19 protein-coding genes are annotated in these 18085 nt (G+C 58.3%); 11 read left to right on the forward strand and 8 right to left on the reverse strand.

The window, feature by feature from the left end; translation table 11 throughout:
• Window positions 1-43: 43 nt before the first annotated feature.
• From bamA to J1W56_RS09600, 4 genes are all read right to left on the reverse strand, one after another.
• Window positions 44-2422, reverse strand: a complete 2379-nt coding sequence (gene bamA, locus J1W56_RS09585; RefSeq protein ID WP_223613054.1) for an outer membrane protein assembly factor BamA — start codon at window positions 2420-2422, stop codon at window positions 44-46.
• A 212-nt stretch (window positions 2423-2634) separates the two neighbouring features.
• Window positions 2635-3192, reverse strand: a complete 558-nt coding sequence (locus J1W56_RS09590) for an invasion associated locus B family protein (protein ID WP_223613055.1) — start codon at window positions 3190-3192, stop codon at window positions 2635-2637.
• Between the two features lie 283 nt (window positions 3193-3475).
• Window positions 3476-4735: an ATP-binding protein gene (locus tag J1W56_RS09595; RefSeq protein WP_223613056.1), complete on the reverse strand. Its 1260-nt coding sequence runs from the start codon at window positions 4733-4735 to the stop codon at window positions 3476-3478.
• The gene (locus J1W56_RS09600) at window positions 4732-5457 is read right to left on the reverse strand and encodes a response regulator (protein ID WP_223613057.1); all 726 of its coding nucleotides are present in this window, start codon (window positions 5455-5457) and stop codon (window positions 4732-4734) included. The genes J1W56_RS09595 and J1W56_RS09600 overlap by 4 nt, the downstream gene beginning before the upstream one ends.
• Before the next feature lie 217 nt (window positions 5458-5674).
• Between J1W56_RS09600 and J1W56_RS09605 the strand changes: the two genes are divergently transcribed.
• Both J1W56_RS09605 and J1W56_RS09610 read left to right on the forward strand, forming a co-directional pair.
• Window positions 5675-6313, forward strand: a complete 639-nt coding sequence (locus tag J1W56_RS09605) for a hypothetical protein (RefSeq protein WP_223613058.1) — start codon at window positions 5675-5677, stop codon at window positions 6311-6313.
• Between the two features lie 46 nt (window positions 6314-6359).
• The gene (locus J1W56_RS09610; RefSeq protein WP_223613059.1) at window positions 6360-6521 is read left to right on the forward strand and encodes a hypothetical protein; all 162 of its coding nucleotides are present in this window, start codon (window positions 6360-6362) and stop codon (window positions 6519-6521) included.
• A 96-nt stretch (window positions 6522-6617) separates the two neighbouring features.
• Here J1W56_RS09610 and J1W56_RS09615 read toward each other — a convergent pair whose 3' ends face one another.
• On the reverse strand, window positions 6618-7091 hold the full coding sequence (locus J1W56_RS09615) for a VOC family protein (RefSeq protein ID WP_223613060.1): 474 nt from the start codon (window positions 7089-7091) through the stop codon (window positions 6618-6620).
• Window positions 7092-7143: 52 nt separating this feature from the next.
• Between J1W56_RS09615 and J1W56_RS09620 the strand changes: the two genes are divergently transcribed.
• Window positions 7144-7935 (forward strand): pentapeptide repeat-containing protein, encoded by a 792-nt coding sequence (locus tag J1W56_RS09620; protein WP_223613061.1) that lies wholly within the window; start codon window positions 7144-7146, stop codon window positions 7933-7935.
• A gap of 77 nt (window positions 7936-8012) precedes the next feature.
• On the opposite strand, the gene J1W56_RS09625 is transcribed toward J1W56_RS09620, so the two are convergent.
• Entirely contained in the window at window positions 8013-8942 is a 930-nt protein-coding gene (locus tag J1W56_RS09625; RefSeq protein WP_223613062.1) for a LysR family transcriptional regulator, read from the reverse strand.
• Window positions 8943-9076: 134 nt separating this feature from the next.
• Here J1W56_RS09625 and J1W56_RS09630 point away from each other — a divergent pair, with 134 nt between their 5' ends.
• The 8 genes from J1W56_RS09630 (at window position 9077) to J1W56_RS09665 (ending at window position 16778) form a co-directional block, all read left to right on the forward strand.
• Window positions 9077-9592: a hypothetical protein gene (locus tag J1W56_RS09630; RefSeq protein ID WP_223613063.1), complete on the forward strand. Its 516-nt coding sequence runs from the start codon at window positions 9077-9079 to the stop codon at window positions 9590-9592.
• Window positions 9593-9624: 32 nt separating this feature from the next.
• Entirely contained in the window at window positions 9625-9903 is a 279-nt protein-coding gene (locus tag J1W56_RS09635) for a metal-sensing transcriptional repressor (RefSeq protein WP_223613064.1), read from the forward strand.
• Between the two features lie 13 nt (window positions 9904-9916).
• On the forward strand, window positions 9917-11236 hold the full coding sequence (locus J1W56_RS09640) for an MFS transporter (protein ID WP_223613065.1): 1320 nt from the start codon (window positions 9917-9919) through the stop codon (window positions 11234-11236).
• A 162-nt stretch (window positions 11237-11398) separates the two neighbouring features.
• Window positions 11399-12217, forward strand: a complete 819-nt coding sequence (locus J1W56_RS09645; protein ID WP_223613066.1) for a chromate resistance protein ChrB domain-containing protein — start codon at window positions 11399-11401, stop codon at window positions 12215-12217.
• Window position 12218: 1 nt separating this feature from the next.
• A complete protein-coding gene (gene chrA, locus J1W56_RS09650) occupies window positions 12219-13625 on the forward strand; it encodes a chromate efflux transporter (protein ID WP_223613067.1) in 1407 nt (468 codons plus the stop codon).
• Window positions 13626-13716: 91 nt separating this feature from the next.
• Window positions 13717-15165 carry a metal-dependent hydrolase family protein gene (locus J1W56_RS09655; protein WP_319025532.1) on the forward strand — a complete coding sequence of 483 codons (1449 nt, stop codon included), beginning with the start codon at window positions 13717-13719 and terminating at the stop codon, window positions 15163-15165.
• 303 nt (window positions 15166-15468) lie between these two features.
• Window positions 15469-16089, forward strand: a complete 621-nt coding sequence (locus J1W56_RS09660) for a 3'-5' exonuclease (RefSeq protein ID WP_223613068.1) — start codon at window positions 15469-15471, stop codon at window positions 16087-16089.
• A 416-nt stretch (window positions 16090-16505) separates the two neighbouring features.
• Window positions 16506-16778 carry an usg protein gene (locus J1W56_RS09665; RefSeq protein WP_223613069.1) on the forward strand — a complete coding sequence of 91 codons (273 nt, stop codon included), beginning with the start codon at window positions 16506-16508 and terminating at the stop codon, window positions 16776-16778.
• A 40-nt stretch (window positions 16779-16818) separates the two neighbouring features.
• On the opposite strand, the gene J1W56_RS09670 is transcribed toward J1W56_RS09665, so the two are convergent.
• Together J1W56_RS09670 and J1W56_RS09675 are read right to left on the reverse strand one after the other, a co-directional pair.
• On the reverse strand, window positions 16819-17025 hold the full coding sequence (locus tag J1W56_RS09670; RefSeq protein WP_223613070.1) for a hypothetical protein: 207 nt from the start codon (window positions 17023-17025) through the stop codon (window positions 16819-16821).
• A gap of 373 nt (window positions 17026-17398) precedes the next feature.
• The gene (locus tag J1W56_RS09675; RefSeq protein WP_223613071.1) at window positions 17399-18052 is read right to left on the reverse strand and encodes a hydrolase; all 654 of its coding nucleotides are present in this window, start codon (window positions 18050-18052) and stop codon (window positions 17399-17401) included.
• Window positions 18053-18085 lie beyond the last annotated feature (33 nt).

Here is an 18085-nt window from a genome sequence, read left to right on the forward strand (position 1 = left end):
GGGAGACTGTCAAGCGAGACACCGGCGCATATCAAACGAACCGTCAGAACTTGCTCGACATGTTGAAGCTGAAGTTCTGCACCTGGTCTCCATCGACTTTCAGCACGGGAATGGCGTAGTCAAACCGGAGGGGGCCGAATGGTGATGCCCACATGATGCCGGCGCCAACGGAAGCGCGCCATTGCATGTCCGTGTTGGTGGCGTAGGCATTGTCACTGCCGAACAAGGTGGCGACATCGGAAAAGACTGCGCCCCTGATTCCAACGCTTTCGGGTATCAAAGGCACGGGGAATTGGGTTTCGGCGGTTGCATTGACGTAGGTCGTGCCGCCGACGAAACTGCCGTCCGCATCGGTAACGCGGGAGTCGCGGGGGCCAATTCCGGCATAGCTGAAGCCGCGGATCATGTCGCTGCTGCTCTGGAACGTATCAAAGACGCTCAGCCCGTTGTTGCCGAGCTCCTTGATGTAACCGCCGCCGACGCGAACCAGACCGACAATATCCTGCTGTGCCGACAGCGTCTTGTAGAAGCTGCTTTTGAAGGTTGTTTTGAGAAAGCTGGCATCGCCGCCAAGCCCGGCCGCCTCCTGTTCGAATTTCGCGTAGAGGCCGTCGTGCGGGTTTTTTCCATCATCGATGGTGTTGTAGACGAGTGACCAGCTGACCGACGACTTGATCCACGTCCCCTGACTGGCGGCATCGATATAGGCCTGCGACACCAGTGTCGGGTCAGGAACGCCGCTTGCGGTCAGGGCCGCATCGTCAATCGTTATTTTCTGCTGCGACAAGTTGTATGCCACGCCGGCGGTGAGATCCGTGCTGATCGGCAGGCCGAACCGGATCGATCCGCCCGTTGTGTCCGTCAGGTATTTGTCGGTCACACCCGATTGCCGCTTGTAGATATCAAAGCCAGCTGAAATGCGCTGGCCGAGGAAATAGGGCTCGGTGAAGGACAGGGCATAGGACTGATAATTCTGGCTGTTGAAGAGCGTTGTGCCAGCCGACAGACGCAGATACTGACCGCGCCCGAGAAAGTTCTTCTCGGTAATCGAGCCTTCAACTGAGGGACCGGACTGATCCCCGCTGGTGGTGTAGCCGCCGCCGATCGAAAAATCGCCGGATGATTTCTCGACGACATCGACGATGAGCACGACCTGATCGGGCTGCGAACCGGGTGTCGTCGAGATATTGACGCTCTGGAAAAAGTCGAGCCGCTCCAGGCGCTTCTTGGCGCGCTGGATCAGAACCTGATTGAACGCGTCGCCTTCGCTCACATCGAATTCACGGCGGATGACGTAATCCCGGGTTTTCGCGTTACCGCGGATTTCGATGCGTTCGAGATAGGCGCGCGGACCCTGGTCGATGTTGTAGACGACCGAAATCGTATGGTTCTGGAAGTTGCGGTCACCGCGAGGGTCGATCTTGGCAAAGGCATATCCTTGGCCGGCAACCTGCTCCGACAGCTTGCTGACGGAATCCTCGACTTCCCTGGCGTTGTAGGTCGTACCCTGCGCTGTGTGCACCAAACCGCCAAGTTTCGATGTATCGACACCGTCGACCGAACTCTGGATCTCGACACCGCCGAACGTGTACTTCTCGCCTTCGTCGACCGTAACGGTGATCGTATATTCATTGGTTGCCGCATCGAGATTGGTCGTCGATGAAATCACGCGGAAATCCGCATAGCCGTGCTCGTAGTAGAACCGCTGCAGGATTTCTTCATCCGCCCGCATGCGCTCTTCGCTGTAGACGTCATTGCGCGTCAGCCAGGACAGGAAATTGGATCGGCGTGTCGTCATCAAATCGCGCAGCCGGCGCGTGTTGAAAGCGCGGTTGCCGACAAACACGATGTTGGCGATCTTGGTGCGGTCGCCTTCGTTGATGTCGAAGACAACGTTGACGCGGCCGCCATCCAGATTCATGAGGCGCGAACTGACCGTCGCGTCATTGCGGCCGATATTGTGATAGGCGGCGCGGACAGCCTCGGTGTCGGCATCGAGCGTCTGCTGATCAAACGGGCTGCGCGGCTTCAGCTTTACCGCTTGGGCAAGCTGCGTATCCTTGATTTTCTTGTTGCCCTGAAAAATGACCTGATTGACAATCTGGTGTTCAGACACCGTCACAATCAGCGCACCGCCGGACTGGGTGATGCGCACATCGCTGAACAGGCCGGTATTGAACAGCCGTTTGGTTGCCGCATCGATATCGGTGCTGGAGAATGGCTTGCCCGGCGTGATGCCGAGATTGTCCTTGACCGTTTGGGCATCCACCTGGGCATTCCCGCGCACGTCGATGCGGCTGACGGTTGCCGCCTGCGCCGCCGTCGTCCCCGCGACCGTCGCAATAATCGCTACCGAATTTATCAGAACCGCTGAAATGGCGAGCGCCGACGCTGCACCAGTGAATTTTGAACTTGCCGCCATCAACTATCCAAACTCTGTCTTGTCATTCCGGGAAGGGCACTCAAAAATCGCGGCAACCGGATGCGCGCGTTGGGCTCGACATTCCCTGCGGGCGATGTCCAAAATCAGTCCGTATTGTCTCGAACTTTTGCTACGGGCGGCCGTTTTGTAATCGAACATTGCTGGTGGGCAGGCCGCACCGGAAGCAGTTCTGGCGCGGTGCAGCGAAGGTCCTATGGACGGATGGCCGCGCTCATCTTCTGGAATGCCGATTGAAACCCCTGCAGTGCGAACGGGAAATGCATGGCTTCGCCGGACCTGAGTATGATCGCGATGTCGATCTGCGTGCTGGTTTGCAGCAGCGCCAATTGCTGCTGATTGAAACGGATATCGGCAACGCATCCTTCCGGTATGCACGACATCAGGGGAAATTGCAGGGATGCTGCGCCAATGCGGATGGTGATGCCTTCCTGCAGCAGGAAACCGGATGGCAGCATCACATGTCCGCGCACGCCGTTTTCATCAATGCCGTTGATCTGCAACAGTATTTTGCCGTCGGGTACCCGATTGTCCACAAGGGTCTGCGACAGGAAACAATCATTCCCGGCCTCCATTGCCTGGCAAAGCAGCGACCAGTTCTGGAATGTTTCCTCCTGCGACGGCGACAACAACTTGACGGTAAGCGGATCCTGCCGGCTTGCGTGGGCCTGTCTGGGTCCCGATGCCTGCCTGCGCTCGTTGAGCACCTGATCAAGCAGGGGTTTGTTGTCGACACCCGCTTGAGCGGACATTGGCAACAGTCCGGCAAGGGCGAAGACGAGGCAGGCACCGCGCATGAATCTCGCACTGTTCCGGCATGGATGATCTGGCGTCATGGCGTTCCGCAAATCGCTTTGCGCCGCATTCGAGCGGCCCGTTTAACCTGTACGGGCAACGGCTGGACCCTGTCGGTCCAACGGTGGCCTGCCGGTCAAAAGTTGCAGGATACGATGTTGAGAATGCGTTCCGCCGGTTTCAGAAGATTTCTGGCCGTCGCGGTTTCGTTAACCAGTGTTTCCCGTGCCGCCGGCCAACCTAAGCTTGCGGACGCGTTTCGACGGTGAACAGGATGGTCTGGAGAAGACCCGACGGTTCGCGATTGGCAATGGTGACCGTACCGCCGAAACGCTCGATGATCTCCTTGGCGATTGCCAGCCCGAGACCGGCGCCAAGCACGGTCTTGCGCCGCGAACGGTCCGCACGGAAAAATGGTTCAAACACCTTGTCCAGGAGTTCGGACGGAATTCCGGGCCCATTGTCGCTGATGGTGATCACAGCCGCTTGCTGCCGCTGTTCCATGGCGATGGCAGCACCATTGCCATGGGTTGCGCCATTGATGATGAGATTGCGCAAGGCCCGCTTCAGCGCCAGCGGGCTCGCCGCAATCGACAGCGGCGCAAGGTTCTGGACATTCACCTTCATGTCCAGACCGGAAAGTTCGTCGGCTATCTCCCGCAGGGTGAGATCGAGCCGCGTGCTTGCGAATGTATCCCGGACTGTTTCCTCGCGAACAAGACTGATCGCGCTGTCGGCGATATTGCTGAGTTCCTCCAGGTCATTCAGCCATTTCTGGCGGTCGGGATCATCCGGCAGGAATTCGGCGCGCAGCCGCATGCGGGTCATCGGGGTCCGCATGTCGTGACCGGCCGCCGCAATCAGCCTCATGCGGCTTTCCGTGGCGGTTTTCAGCCTCTCCGACAGCCGGTTGATCGTCTGTGCCGTGGCGCGGACTTCCTGCGAACCGGTCTCCGGAACATGGGGCAGGGTCCCGTCGGCGCTGACCGCCGTCACCGCATTGTCCAGAAGCAGAAGCGGCTTGGTGATTTTCGATGCGGCAAAGATGGATACGGCGGTGCTGCCCAGGGTGATGAGGGTTATCCATGCCGTCAGTATCCACCACATGCGCGGTGTCATATCCGGAACATCGACAACCAGCCACATGCCCGTCCGCAGTCTGACCGAAGCGGCAAGGCCCTGCTGGCCGGCATTGCGGGTGACGATGACTGTCCGGGTAAGCCCGGCTTGGGCAAGCTCGCGCATGAACATGCCGGACAACCGCCTGTCGTCAAAGCCGGGGGCCTGCATGGGTTGTATTGCAAATTCCTGCGACGCAGCGCTGGCCGGATTTGCCTCGATCATGCGGATGACGGGACTGATCTTCTGGATGACCGGCGACAACACGGCTTCGGGCGGCGGCCCGCGCAGCACTGTCACGGCTGTCAGCGTGGCCAGAAGCACCACGGTGACAATCGCCAGAAACAGCAGAAGGGCGATCCGGTTGCGCAGGGAGTTCATGGTTCGGCGGCAATGCGTTTGACGGGAACAGTCAATTGATAACCGCCGTTGCGCACGGTCTTGAACAAGGGATGCTGCTCGCAGTCGCCGAGTTTCTTGCGCAGGCGGCTCATCAGGACATCGATGGACCGGTCGAGCGGATCGCGGTCACGCCCCTGTGTCAGATCAAGCAGCTGGTCGCGGGACAGCAGCTTTCCCGCTCTTTCCAGGAAAACCTTCAAGAGGTCGAATTCCGCGCCGGTCAGATCGACCGCACTATCCGACGGACCGAGCACCCGGCGCAATCGCGGCTCGACGACAAAGCCGGCAAATTCGAACGTGCTGATTTCTTCCGCAGTCGGCTTGTCACCGTTTGACCGGCGCAGCACTGCCTTGATCCGGGCGGTCAGCTCACGCGGGTTGAATGGTTTGCTCATGTAATCATCGGCACCGATTTCGAGGCCGATGATCCGATCGACGTCTTCCTTGAGCGCGGTCAGCAGGATGATCGGAACCTGCTGCCTCTGGCTGCGCATGACCCGGCAGATATCGAGACCGGACCCATCAGGCAAAAGGACATCGAGCACAAGCAGGTCCGGGTTGCGCTCGGCGAAGAGCGCATCGAACTCGCGCCGGTTGGCGGCCACTGAGACACGGAAACCCTGCTCCCTCAGATAGCGCCCGAGAAGCGAACGGATTTCGGCGTCGTCATCGACGACCATGATATGGGCTGCAGTTTGCATCGCTCAACGCATTTCTAATCGCATCGCCGTTCCTAACGGTTTTTCCAAAGGCCCGGCAGAACAATTTTGTAACGAAACATTGCCGGGTATGCGTCCGTTTACGTTCGGTTACAAAAATAAGGCCGCGAGCAAGTTTCCGAAATGATTGAGACGGATTTCCGACGCCCGCACGTTTCATGTTCCAGCAGCAAGACTTTCCCCTGATGCGAGGTGACGAATGACACACACGGTTCTGACTGCGGGATTGGCCGCAGCGATGGTACTTGGCCTTTCAACGGGCTCGAGCGGGGCGGGCCCGATGGCTCGTCCGGACAATGTGATCCCGGATAAAACCGTTGCCCGCATATCCTTCACCCAGCTCGCCCGGTCCATTCTCGGCGACGATGACGATTACAACGGCGAGAACGCGTGCGGCGGGGAGCCGGCAGACAAGTCCGCTGCCCCTCAGCATAATCGCGAGCGGCATGTAGGGCCGCCGAAGGATGGCGCCTTTCCCCTGGCAAGCTGGCTGTCGGCCCAGGAGACCATGGTCGGCATCCAGAGTGCGCAACTGGATGCCTGGAGACGCTATACGTCGACGCTCCTGGCGTTTGTCGATCGGTCACCATCTGGTCCCGGCACTGAATCCTCGCCGGAAAAACCAAGAGACGAACCCGGCAAGCCGCATGAAAGGCCACCATTGGCGGCGGATCGCATGGCTGACCTTGCGATAGAGCGCGGTGCGAAAGCGCAAACGTTCAAGCAAGCCAGAACGGCATTGCTTGAGGTGTTGACGCCGGATCAGCAGGCGATGTTTCTCGATTCCGAGCGGAAATACCCGTGGGCGCCGCATCGTGTGCCGCCGCGGGCGCAATGAGCCGTTTTCCCGGGGCAGCGCCCGATTTTCATAGGATGGTTTGCAAATGGACGCTAATCTGGTTTTAACGGCTTGCAGTCTGGCGATTGCGTTTCTCAAAGCGGCGTGTGCGCCGTATGTCAGGCTGGGACTGGGTGTTTTGCGCATCCGCAGCAAGCGTGCGGATGCGGAGCTCGGCACCGGGACATCCAAAGCCAGGACGCTTTAATCTGGTCTGGTGCAGGATACTGTTTGGCGTGGTGGCAAGCGGATGACGGCAAAGTGGCGCCAGGACATAGGCGTCCCTGGCGGTCGCGTTGGAGCGTCAACCACGCCGCGCTGCTTCGATCGCCGCGACGTCGATTTTCTTCATGCCCATCATTGCATCGAACGCGCGCTTTGCTTCGCTGCCGCCAGCCACCAGCGCGTCGGTCAGCACGCGCGGCGTAATCTGCCAGGAAATCCCCCACTTGTCTTTGCACCAGCCGCAGGCGCTTTCCTCGCCGCCATTGCCAACGATGGCATTCCAGTAGCGGTCGGTTTCCTCCTGATCGTCGGTGGCGATCTGGAACGAGAAGGCTTCGTTATGCTTGAACACAGGGCCCCCGTTGAGACCGAGACAAGGAATGCCGGCAACCGTGAAATCGACCGTCAACACGTCACCCTGTTTGCCGGATGGGTAGTCGCTGGGTGAACGAAACACGGCACGCACCGCGCTGTCAGGAAAGATCCCGGCGTAGAAGCGGGCGGCTTCCTCGGCATCCTTATCGAACCAGAGACAAATCGTATTCTTTGCCATTGCGTGATCCTTTCGCTGTGGAACTAAGTTTTCCGTCTTGTTTGAGCCTTCCATGCGCATAAAAGAGAAGCAGATTTCGCAACGCGGAGCCAAGGGCGCGAATAAAATGACCAATGAAGCTTTAGAGACCGCGTTGCAATCAGCCGGTTTGATCGAAAATCTGAGCTTCAATGGCGATGATGTGAGTGAATATCACATCGTAGAAGCGCAATTCCGCAATTGTCACTTCAAGAATTGCAATTTTGACCTGAGTAAAATCCATTCGTCCGAATTTATCAATTGCCGTTTTGTTCATTGTTCATTTCGCGAGGCTGAATTTCAAAACTGTTCGTTCTACGATGAGGTCAAACAAACGGGATCCCAATGGTCGTTTTGCAATCTGACCGAGGTCAAATTTTCACGCAGCAATTTAAGCCTGAACAAACTCGATAAATGCGACGCTTATCTCCTCGAGTGCATGGAATGCGCAGCCAGCGGCATGTCACTGGAAATTGGGGTCCATCGAGAGGTCGGCAAACGGATACTGACCGGGGGCGTGCGCTTTTCCGATTGCAAAATGCAATATGCCGTTTTTGTACCTGGAAACTACGAGGAGAGCAGGTTTGAACATTGCGATCTCCGCGATGTCTCCCTCGCTGGAAGCAATCTGACCCGAACAAGTTTTATCGGTTCCAGCATCAACAATATCGATCTGTCGGGGGCCACGCTCGACAATGCGGTTCTCGCAAATGCAACTTTTGATGAGATCGACCTCGTGTCGATGTTTTCCTATAAGGCAATGGTTGTGAGCCGCGACCAGCACGAGAATATTCTGGCGTCGATTGGCATCCTGACGCTCAACTGACACCGGGATTGCCGCTTCCTCGGGAAACCGGCCCCCATGTCAGCACTGTCATCTCGTGTGTTGGGCTGTCGTCCCAGTCACTGCGGCTTGTTGCCGGCACCCGGGCGGCTTTTTACGTGATCGATGAAAGCGCGCAGTTTCGGCAGCATTTGATGGCGGCTGGGATAGTAGAGATAGACACCCGGCATCATCGGCGCGAACGGCTCGAGCACCCCGATGAGTTTGCCCGCTTTCACCGCGCTGGAGGCGACGGGCCCGGGCACCTGCGCGAGCCCCAATCCTTCCACCGCCGCACCGAGCACCGTTGGCATGTCGTTGGCGATAAAAGGTCCGGAAACCATGACGTCGACCGGCTCGTTGCCGCTGACAAAGGACCAGGGAGCGATCGAACCGTTCGAGCGGCGCATGCGTATGCAGGCCTGATGGCGCAGATCGTCGATGCGCTCCGGCCGTCCCCGCCGGTACAGATAGTCGGGGCTGCCGACCACGGCCAGCGGGAGCGATGGCGTCAGCTGCACCGCGATCATATCGGCCTGGATGAACTGGCCGAGCCGGATGCCGGCGTCAAATCCCTCCGCAGCGATGTCGACCAGCTCCGCGCCCGTGGCGATCTCCACCTCGACATCGGGATAGGCTTGGCAGAAGGAAGCGATCAGCGGTTCCAGCAGGATCGGCACCACGGCCCGGGGGGCCGCAAGCCGCAGCAATCCGGCCGGCCGCCGCCCAAGATCGCGTGCAATCTCGCTTGCCGCGACAAGCTCCTCGAAGGCCGGTTTTGCGCGCGAGAGGAACCGTTCGCCGACTTCGGTCAAGCCGACACTGCGCGTCGTGCGGATGAAGAGTGCCGCGCCAAGACGCGACTCAAGCGTGCGCACCGCCTGGCTGATCGCAGACGGCGTCACCGCAAGATCCGCGGCCGCCTTGCGGAAATTGCGGTGCTGCGCGACGCTCAGGAACGCCTCGACGCCGTCGAGTGCGCCCTGCCTGACTGTGAAGTTCCGTTTCATAACCCATCAACATTATCGCAAATAGTCGATCGCGGGAAGCAGTCCTATACCGGTATGCAAGTCAGGGCATCACGCAGCGGCCGGTCATGGCCGCCATGTCACCTGACATCCGGCAGAATGGATAGGAACCCAAAATGTCCCCGGCATTCATCTTCAATGTGCATCTGGTTCTCGGTTACATCCCGTGGCTGCTTTGCTTTGGCGCATATGTCTGGCCCAGGCTCAAGTCCATGGACCAGGCCGAGGCGCAACGCGCCATCGCCACGCTGCACAGTTTTCGCTTCTTCGGTCTCGTCTTCATGATTCCGGGCGTTGTTGGCCCCAATCTGCCCTCCGACTTCGCAACAGTCGCCGCCTATGGCGACTTTGCCACCGGCCTGTTGGCCATGCTGGCTCTTCTCAGCGTCAGGACGCGCCCGCTTTTCCAGCTGTTTGTCGTTGCATTCAATCTGGTGGGGGCGGCCGACATCCTCATTGACTATTATCACGGCATCCAGCTCGGTCTTCCCGCGCTCGCGGGGCAGTTGGCCGGCGCGTACTGGATTCCGATCATCTATGTCCCCCTGCTGATGATCACACACGTCGCCGCACTGTATTTGCTGATGCGTTCTCAGCTCAACGTTGTCGGATATCCTGAGCCCCGCACTTGACCATATCCCCCCAGGGGGGATATGGATGCCTGATGAACATCGATCAAAAGCATTCCCACCACAGAGAAATAGCTCTTCGCCTGAAGCGGGCGGATGGCCATTTGAAGAAAGTCATCGAGATGATCGAGACGGGCCGAGCCTGTGTCGACATCGCCCAGCAGTTGCATGCTGTCGAAAGGGCCATCAGCCAGGCCAAAAAGACCCTGATTCAGGACCACATCGATCATTGTCTGGAAGATGCCGTCAGTTCGATTTCGGCTGAACAGCGCGGTTCGATTGATGAGTTCAAGACCATCACCAAATATCTGTAAGGCGTGATCGACGATGCTTTTCGTTCTCTATAACCGGACATACCGCCATTTGTTCGCGGCACAGGTCATTGCCCTTATCGGTACGGGGCTGGCGACGGTTGCCCTCGGACTACTCGCTTATGACCTTGCTGGAAAAGACGCGGGCGCCGTTCTTGGTACCGCCCTGGCCATCAAGATGATTGCCTATGTGGGGGTTGCGCCGATTGCTGCCGCGTTTGCCGAGCGGTTGCCAAGACGTGCCATGCTTGTCAGTCTTGACCTGGTCCGCGCCGCCGTTGCGATGGCCTTGCCGTTTGTCAGCGAGATTTGGCAGGTCTATGTGCTGATTTTCGTGCTTCAGTCGGCATCGGCCGCCTTCACGCCGACATTTCAGGCAACGATCCCCGATGTTCTGCCCGAAGAGAAGGACTACACACGGGCACTCTCGCTGTCGCGGCTCGCCTATGACATGGAAAGTCTTGTCAGTCCGATGCTGGCGGCGGCGCTTCTGACGGTCATCAGTTTCCATAGCCTGTTTGCCGGCACGGTTATCGGGTTTCTGTTTTCGGCTGCACTTGTTGTCTCCGTCACGCTGCCCAGCCCGAAACCATCTGAACGGCGTGGCATCTATGACCGTACAACACGCGGGATGCGCATTTACATGGCAACACCACGCTTGCGTGGACTGCTTGCCATTAATCTGGGTGTTGCTGCTGCCGGGGCGATGGTCATTGTCAACACAGTCGTCATCATCCAATCCGAGTTTGGTCTGACACAACGGTCGACTGCACTGGCGCTTGCAGCCTTTGGCGGCGGTTCCATGCTTGCCGCGCTTCTTCTGCCTCGTCTGCTTGAGACAGTTGCGGATCGCAGGGCGATGCTGGCAGGTGTTGTCGTCTTGTTCGCCGGCCTGCTTGCCGGTGTGGTGACGCCATCATTTGTGCCACTATTGGTGTTGTGGTTTTTGCTCGGTCTTGGCTACTCGGTTGCGCAGACACCATCGGGCCGCCTGCTCAGGCGCTCCGCACACGCCGAGGACAGGCCGGCACTGTTTGCAGCGCAGTTTGCCCTTTCCCACGCGTGCTGGTTGATCACTTATCCCCTGGCAGGATGGCTTGGAGCGGAATTCGGGCTTTCATTCACGTTTGTCGTACTGGCAGGCATCGCTGGCTTCTCTCTCCTGTTAGCCGCCCTGGTTTGGCCCGCAGGCGATCCCGATGTCGTTGAGCACAGTCATGCTGGTCTTGCGCATGATCATCCGCACTGGGAGGAGGGAACCGGCAGAAGGGGTTCCAAACACGCACATGCCTTTGTTATTGACCGCTATCATGACGTGTGGCCGCGTGATTTCTGAACTTGCCACGGAGTGCCTATCCCCGAAACATATGTCCGCTCGGTTATACTTGACATAATTCCGGTTCGTGCCAATTTAATATGCATGGGGATTGCGATCTCCCCACGAGGCGTCAGCCCAAGTATCGCGTCCAATAAACCCGATTTGACGGAAGGACGCGACATGTCTTCGACCACAACCATTACACACGATAAATTGGCACGGCTGATCGGAACACCCGGCAGCCCGGTTCTCATTGACGTGCGGATCGATGAGGACTTTGACCTTGACCCGCGATTGATCCCCGGCGCGCGCCGGCGATCCCATGGGAACGTCGGCACCTGGGCAAATGAGCTTGAGGGCAAACGGTCAATCATCATCTGCCAGCAGGGCAAGAAACTGAGCGAGGGCACCGCCGCCCTGTTGCGGTATCATGGTGTCGCCGCGGAAAATCTGGTCGGCGGCCATGAAGCCTGGAGCAATGCCGGGCTTCCTCTCGTTCCCGTGGCAAAATTGCCTGTTCTCGACCCGAAGGGACGGACGGCATGGGTGACGCGGGCACGGCCGAAGGTGGACAGGATTGCCTGTCCCTGGCTGATCCGGCGTTTCGTTGATCCGGATGCAGTCTTCCTGTTTGTCACGCCCGCGGAAGTGGACGCGGTTGCCGACCGATTCAACGCGGCACCCTTCGACATCGAGAATGTCTTCTGGAGCCATCGTGGCGCGCTGTGCACCTTCGATGTCATGCTCCAAGAATTCGGATTGAACGCCGAACCGCTGTCGCGGCTGGCGGCCATTGTGCGGGGTGCCGATACGGCCTGTCCCGATCTTGCACCGGAAGCACCGGGGCTGCTGGCAGCATCACTTGGTCTGTCGCGCATGTACTCCGACGATCTGGAGCAGCTTGAAGCCGGCATGATACTCTACGACGCGTTTTACCGATGGTGCCGGGATGCCACCGACGAAACACATAACTGGCCCAACAGAAGGCCGGGAGCGTGAGATGGTGCAGATTGTCGGCGCTGAAAGGGAGGTTGCTTCGGCAACCTCCGGGAACCACGATATTTCCTTTGCTGAAGCAGTCCGTGTCTGGGCGCGTATTGCCGCATTGAGCTTTGGCGGGCCAGCCGGGCAGATAGCGGTGATGCACCGCATCCTTGTCGATGAGAAACGATGGATCGGCGAGGGCCGGTTTCTGCATGCGCTCAATTATTGCATGCTGTTGCCCGGGCCTGAAGCCCATCAGCTTGCCATCTACATCGGATGGCTTCTGCACAAGACCAGGGGCGGCCTTGTCGCAGGCATTCTATTTGTGCTGCCGGGTTTCCTGTCGATACTTGCCCTAAGCTACATCTATGTCATCTTTGGCAATGTCGGTGTCATCGAGGGATTGTTCTCCGGCCTGAAGGCAGCTGTCCTGGCCGTCGTGTTGCAGGCGGTCGCAAGGATCGGCAGGCGAGCGCTCAAGAATAGGGTGATGGTGCTTATTGCCGTCGCGGCGTTCTTGGCAATATTTGCATTCCGTGTGCCGTTCCCGCTCATCATTCTGACCGCTGCAATCATTGGATATTTCGGCGGGCATGCAGGATCGCCGTTGTTTCGGGTGGGCGGCGGACATGGACGTTCGGGTCCCGGACTTGCTGATCGGGATTCTGCCCTTGGCGAGGAGACGCCGGCCCACGCGCGTCCAAACCTTCTCTGGTCGTTGAAGATATCGGCCGCCTTCCTGCTCCTGTGGCTCATCCCTGTTGCAGCCCTTTTACTGATCCTCGGGCCGGATAATGTGTTCAGCCAGATCGGTATCTTTTTCAGCAAGATGGCGATGGTGACCTTCGGCGGCGCTTATGCGGTGCTGTCCTATGTGGCACAGGAAGCTGTTCAGAATTACGGCTGGCTCAAGCCGGGCGAAATGCTCGACGGCCTTGGTATGGCTGAAACCACGCCGGGGCCTTTAATACAGGTTGTGCAATTTGTCGGTTTCATCGGCGCATTTCGTGATCCGGGTGTGCTGTCTCCGCTGACCGCTGCCACACTGGCGTCGATCCTGACGACCTGGGTGACCTTTGTTCCGTGCTTTCTCTGGATATTTCTTGGAGCCCCCTTCATCGAAGGCTTGCGCAACAACAAAGCGCTGACGGGAGCCATGTCAGCAATCACGGCGGCAGTTGTTGGTGTGATCATGAACCTGGCAATCTGGTTTGCGCTTCACCTTCTGTTCAGCGAAATCATCCACTGGCAGGCATATGGCATCAATCTGGATGTTCCCGTGGCGCATTCAATCAATGTGCCATCGTTGCTGCTAACGCTTGCTTCCGTCGTTGCCATCTTCCGCCTCAAGCTTGGAATGATCCCGACGCTTTTGATTTCGTCAGCGGCGGGGATTGGGTGGTATTTTGCCACCAAATACTGAAAGGTCTCCTTGTTAGAGGAAGTCAAATCGGCTTAACTGCTTTATCGATCATCGACCGGCTTGAGCCAGGGAACTGGCGGGAGTGTATCGCTTGCTGTTTTGGCTGGGCCAGAAATACCAGCACCTGAGCCATGAGGGGGGCTGCGCCTGCCACAGCCTGCGAGCTCAGCAGCTATTTGCACGCGTCGACAAGGGACTGTCGCGCCGCTCCGTTCTGAAAGGTGTCGCAGCGAGCCTTGCCGCTCCTGTGCTTGGAATGGTCAGCCCTGGCTTCGCGCAGAGTCCCGCCAAACCGATCCTGCTCAGCAATGTGAATATTTTCGACGGGACAAGCGGCAAGCTTGCCCAAGGTCAAAGTGTTCTGGTCGAAGGTAAATTCATCAAGGCTCTGGTCGCGTCCGCAGACACGGTTGCCGATGCCGACGTCGTTGACTGCGGCGGACGGACGCTGATGCCGGGCATGATCGACGCGCACTGGCATTCCATCCTGGCGGGCATTTCACAGATTGCGGCAATGACCGCCGATATCCCCTACGTCCACCTTGTCGCCGCACAAGAGGCAGAGCGCACAGTGCTGCGTGGCTTCACCACGGTCCGGGACGTGGGCGGTCCTTCATTCGCCCTGAAACGCGCCATCGACGAGGGACGCATTGCGGGACCGCGTATCTATCCTTCCGGCGCCATGATCTCGCAGACGTCCGGGCACGGCGACTTTCGCATGCGCACGGATCTGCCGCGAACGGCGCAAAGCGATCTCAGCGTGGCCGAGCAGGCGGGCATTTCGGCTATCGCCGACGGAGAAGCGGAAGTGCTGCGCCGGGTGCGCGAGCAACTCATGCTGGGCGCCAGCCAGATCAAGATCATGGGCGGCGGCGTTGCGTCTGCCTACGACCCGATTGATGCGCTCCAATATACCGAAGCCGAGATGAAGGCGGCAGTGTCTGCGGCGACGGACTGGGGCACCTATGTGTGCATCCACGCTTACACGTCCGCCGCCGTTCAGCGCGCCCTCGCATGCGGCGTCAAATCCATCGAGCACGGCCAACTTGCCGACGAGGACACCGTCAGGCGCATTGCGGATGCGGGCGCATGGTGGAGCATCCAGCCCTTTCTTGCCGATGAGGATGCCAACACCTACGCGTCGCCCGAACAGCGCGCGCAGCAACAAAAGATCGCAGACGGAACGGCCCGGGCGATCGAACTGGGACGCAAGCACGACGTACGGATGGCGCTTGGCACCGACATTTTGTTCAACCCGAAGGGCACCGCCACGCAGGGCAAGCAGCTCGCCAAGTTCGCCCGCTGGTATGATAACGCCGACGTGTTGCGGCTTCTGACCAGCGGCAACGCCGAGCTCGCAGGTCTTTCCGGACCGCGCAATCCCTATCCGGGAAAGCTCGGCCGGATCGAGCCTGGTGCCTATGCCGATATTCTGGTGGTCAACGGCGATCCGCTCAAAGACATCGCCTTGATCGCCGATCCTGAGCGGACGATGCAGCTCATCATGAAGGACGGGCGCATCCACAAGAATACACTGTAAGCGTGAAGGGGGCCTTGAACAGATTTGCCGTTGCCGTTTTATCAATGTGTGGGGGCGTTTCTGGCACATCTCCAACAATGTGACACTCACCATAGGCCTTGGCAGGCTACAAAGTGCTTGATATCGATTACGAGCGTGGCGGCCATGTCTATGATACGCGGTTGTCCGGGCCAGTTCGGGGCTTGACGTACCGGTTTTGAGACACGGCCAATGCCCACGGCGGCTGCAAGGAGATGAATGGGATGTTGTCAGCCGCCGCGACAATCGTAGTCAATCATCCGCTTTAACCGGGAAGCGCTAACCATGCGGACTGCCATCATTTTCGATTGCGAATTTCTTTGCCGCGAAGGGTCCCAGCGTCGATTCTGGTGTGCGGCTGATGATCCTGATCCGGTTATTGCACAAATCGGGGCGGTGAAACTCGGGCTGGAGGGAGATTTCCCTCTTTTGGATACGTACCGATCTCACGTTCTGCCAGTCGACCGATTTGGCAACAGGTATGCACTCGATCCGTTTTTCACCAAGCTGACGGGGATCACCGATGAAACCATGGAAGCGGAGGGCGTATCGCTGCAGGACGCACTGGCAGGCGTCGATCACTTCTCAAATGGTGCGCAATTCTGGTCGTGGGGGAAGGATGAGCTGAACATGGTTGCCATCAGTTGCTATGTCGCCGGCATTCAGCCACCCATTCCGGCTGGCCGGTTCGATAATGCGGTAAAGCTGCTGATTGCGGCTGGGATGCCAATTGAGGATTTGGCCAAGACGCCCAGCAACAGGCTCGCCGATTACTATCGTGTGAAACATCCCCCGTTGCAGGGACACGATGCACTCGATGATGCCCTTTCCGTGGCATACACGCTCCAATATTTATTGAAATCTGGGAAATTGCAGCCAGACTTTTTCGATCGCAGCAAGTCCTGAAAGTCAGCCGCTTGGTGCCCAATCGCATGCGTCAGCTCACGATAGAGACAGGTGGGAGCGCGATCTGTTATGGGCTGCCAAGGAATGACCGGATTGGTTGGGCATCCCAGACCTGAGCCTCGATATAGCCGCTGCCACCGAGAGAGCCTTGCCTTTCAGGTAAGCCGTGGCTGGCAACAATCTCCCTGATACCCGGCAGGGTGAAGACTTGGCCCTGGCATGGAGATTTGACAAGTGAATTGCCATTCAACCGGATAGGCACAACAGGTGGCATTCTCCGGAAATTAGCAATCACCGTCGATCGCTGCTAATATATTGTATTCTAATGATTATTATGTGAATTCCATTGATTTGCCATTGAAGTCGGCAAACAAGTGCGGCACCATATTTCCAATGTGAGAACAACGGAGATTGCGATGCACTTTTCGTCAGAGATGGAACGCCAGCTGAAGGGCTACGGTATCACAACTGCTCATATTCTATACCGCATTCCCCATTTTCAATCCGTTCTGCAGACCTATATCTGGCAGGACTACGATCTTGCTCCGGAATTTCCCGAGATGAGGAAATTCCTGGACTTCTGGCAAAGAAAACTGGATGGCCCGCTGCATTCCGTTCGCTACTGCCATCAACGCCTTATTGGCCCCAGTGAGTGGCGTCATGTCGATGGTGAGTTCAAGTTGAACTGAGTGACCTGAGGGTTTCATTGGCAAAGCGGTCCGCGCCAGCCTACCCGGGCACCAGGCCGTCGAACACTTCGAGCATCGCATCGGCAATCGCCTTGCCCAATGCGGTCCCACATTCTTTAATTCCAGCCTCGTCCATATCACGTGCGGCCAATGCCAGCGCGGATCCCTCGGCCCTGACAATCTCCTGGGCACGCTCGATGGCCCAAAGGGCAAAATCGCTTCGCGTGGTTATTTCGATCGTTTCCATGTTATGTTCCACTTCGGTGAAGGACCCCAATAATGGCGGAGAGACCCGTTGAGGCTGCTCAAAAAGGTTGTCTGTCCGGCTTGCCTTTGTCTCGCCGGGCATCTTTTTACCGCCCATGCAAATGCTGACCAGTTCGTACAGTTTGAAAGTGCGGCTGTGAAGCCTACTGCATTTCAGGAACGCAACGCCCGGGCAAGAGGCGAGGCAGTGAATGCCGTTCCCGGCACCTCATTCTGGAGCACGTCCCAGATCGTGCCGGTCGCCCTGCAGTCAGGCATGGGCAGCTGTGTTGTGGAACGGGGATGACGCAGTTCGATAAGCAGTCAGCGTTTTGGCGCTGGATCGCTCAAGCCTTTCGTCACCCCCGCCCAAATCAGCCGGCGGTGCGCGGCACTGGCGTGTTGAGCAGCTGCTGCTCCCACAGATAGGCGATGCCGCTGCCGCCGGCGTGCTGCTTGAGAACTTCGGTCAGCTCTGCGGCGTGCTCCGTCCTGGCCCAGTCACGTTGCCACTCCGAGGCCACCGCCAACCAGGTCATCATGTTCGCTCCCGCGCGGAGCATGCGCTGGATTGCCACCTCGTGGGCCTCAACCGAAGTGCCGCCCGACGCATCCGTGACCACCGTCACATCCCAGCCTTCGCCCAGCGCCTGGATAGTCGGCATCGCAACACAGATCTCGGTCCACAGGCCGGCGATGATCAGTTGCTTGCGGCCCGTCGCCTTGACCGCATCGACGACCTTCCGATCCTCCCAGGTGTTGATGAAGGTGCGGTCAATCACCTCCTGGCCGGGGAACACGTCAGTGATGTGCGGAAAGATCAAACCGCCTCGCGCCGCGATCACGCTGGTCAGGATGGTGGGGACGCCAAAGGCCTTGGCGGACTTCGCCAGGGCGGTCGTGTTGTTCACCACGGCCTGCGGGTCGTGGCTGTTCAGATTGGCGAGCTGGTAGGGCTGGTGGTCGATAAGAACGAGTACGGAATCTTCGGGACGTAGAAGAGAATCAAGGCCGTTACGAAAGGTCATTATTGCTTCCTTATGCTGCCGTTGTTGGTGAGG

The organism is Phyllobacterium calauticae, from assembly GCF_019991125.1.
Taxonomy (GTDB): domain Bacteria; phylum Pseudomonadota; class Alphaproteobacteria; order Rhizobiales; family Rhizobiaceae; genus Phyllobacterium; species Phyllobacterium calauticae.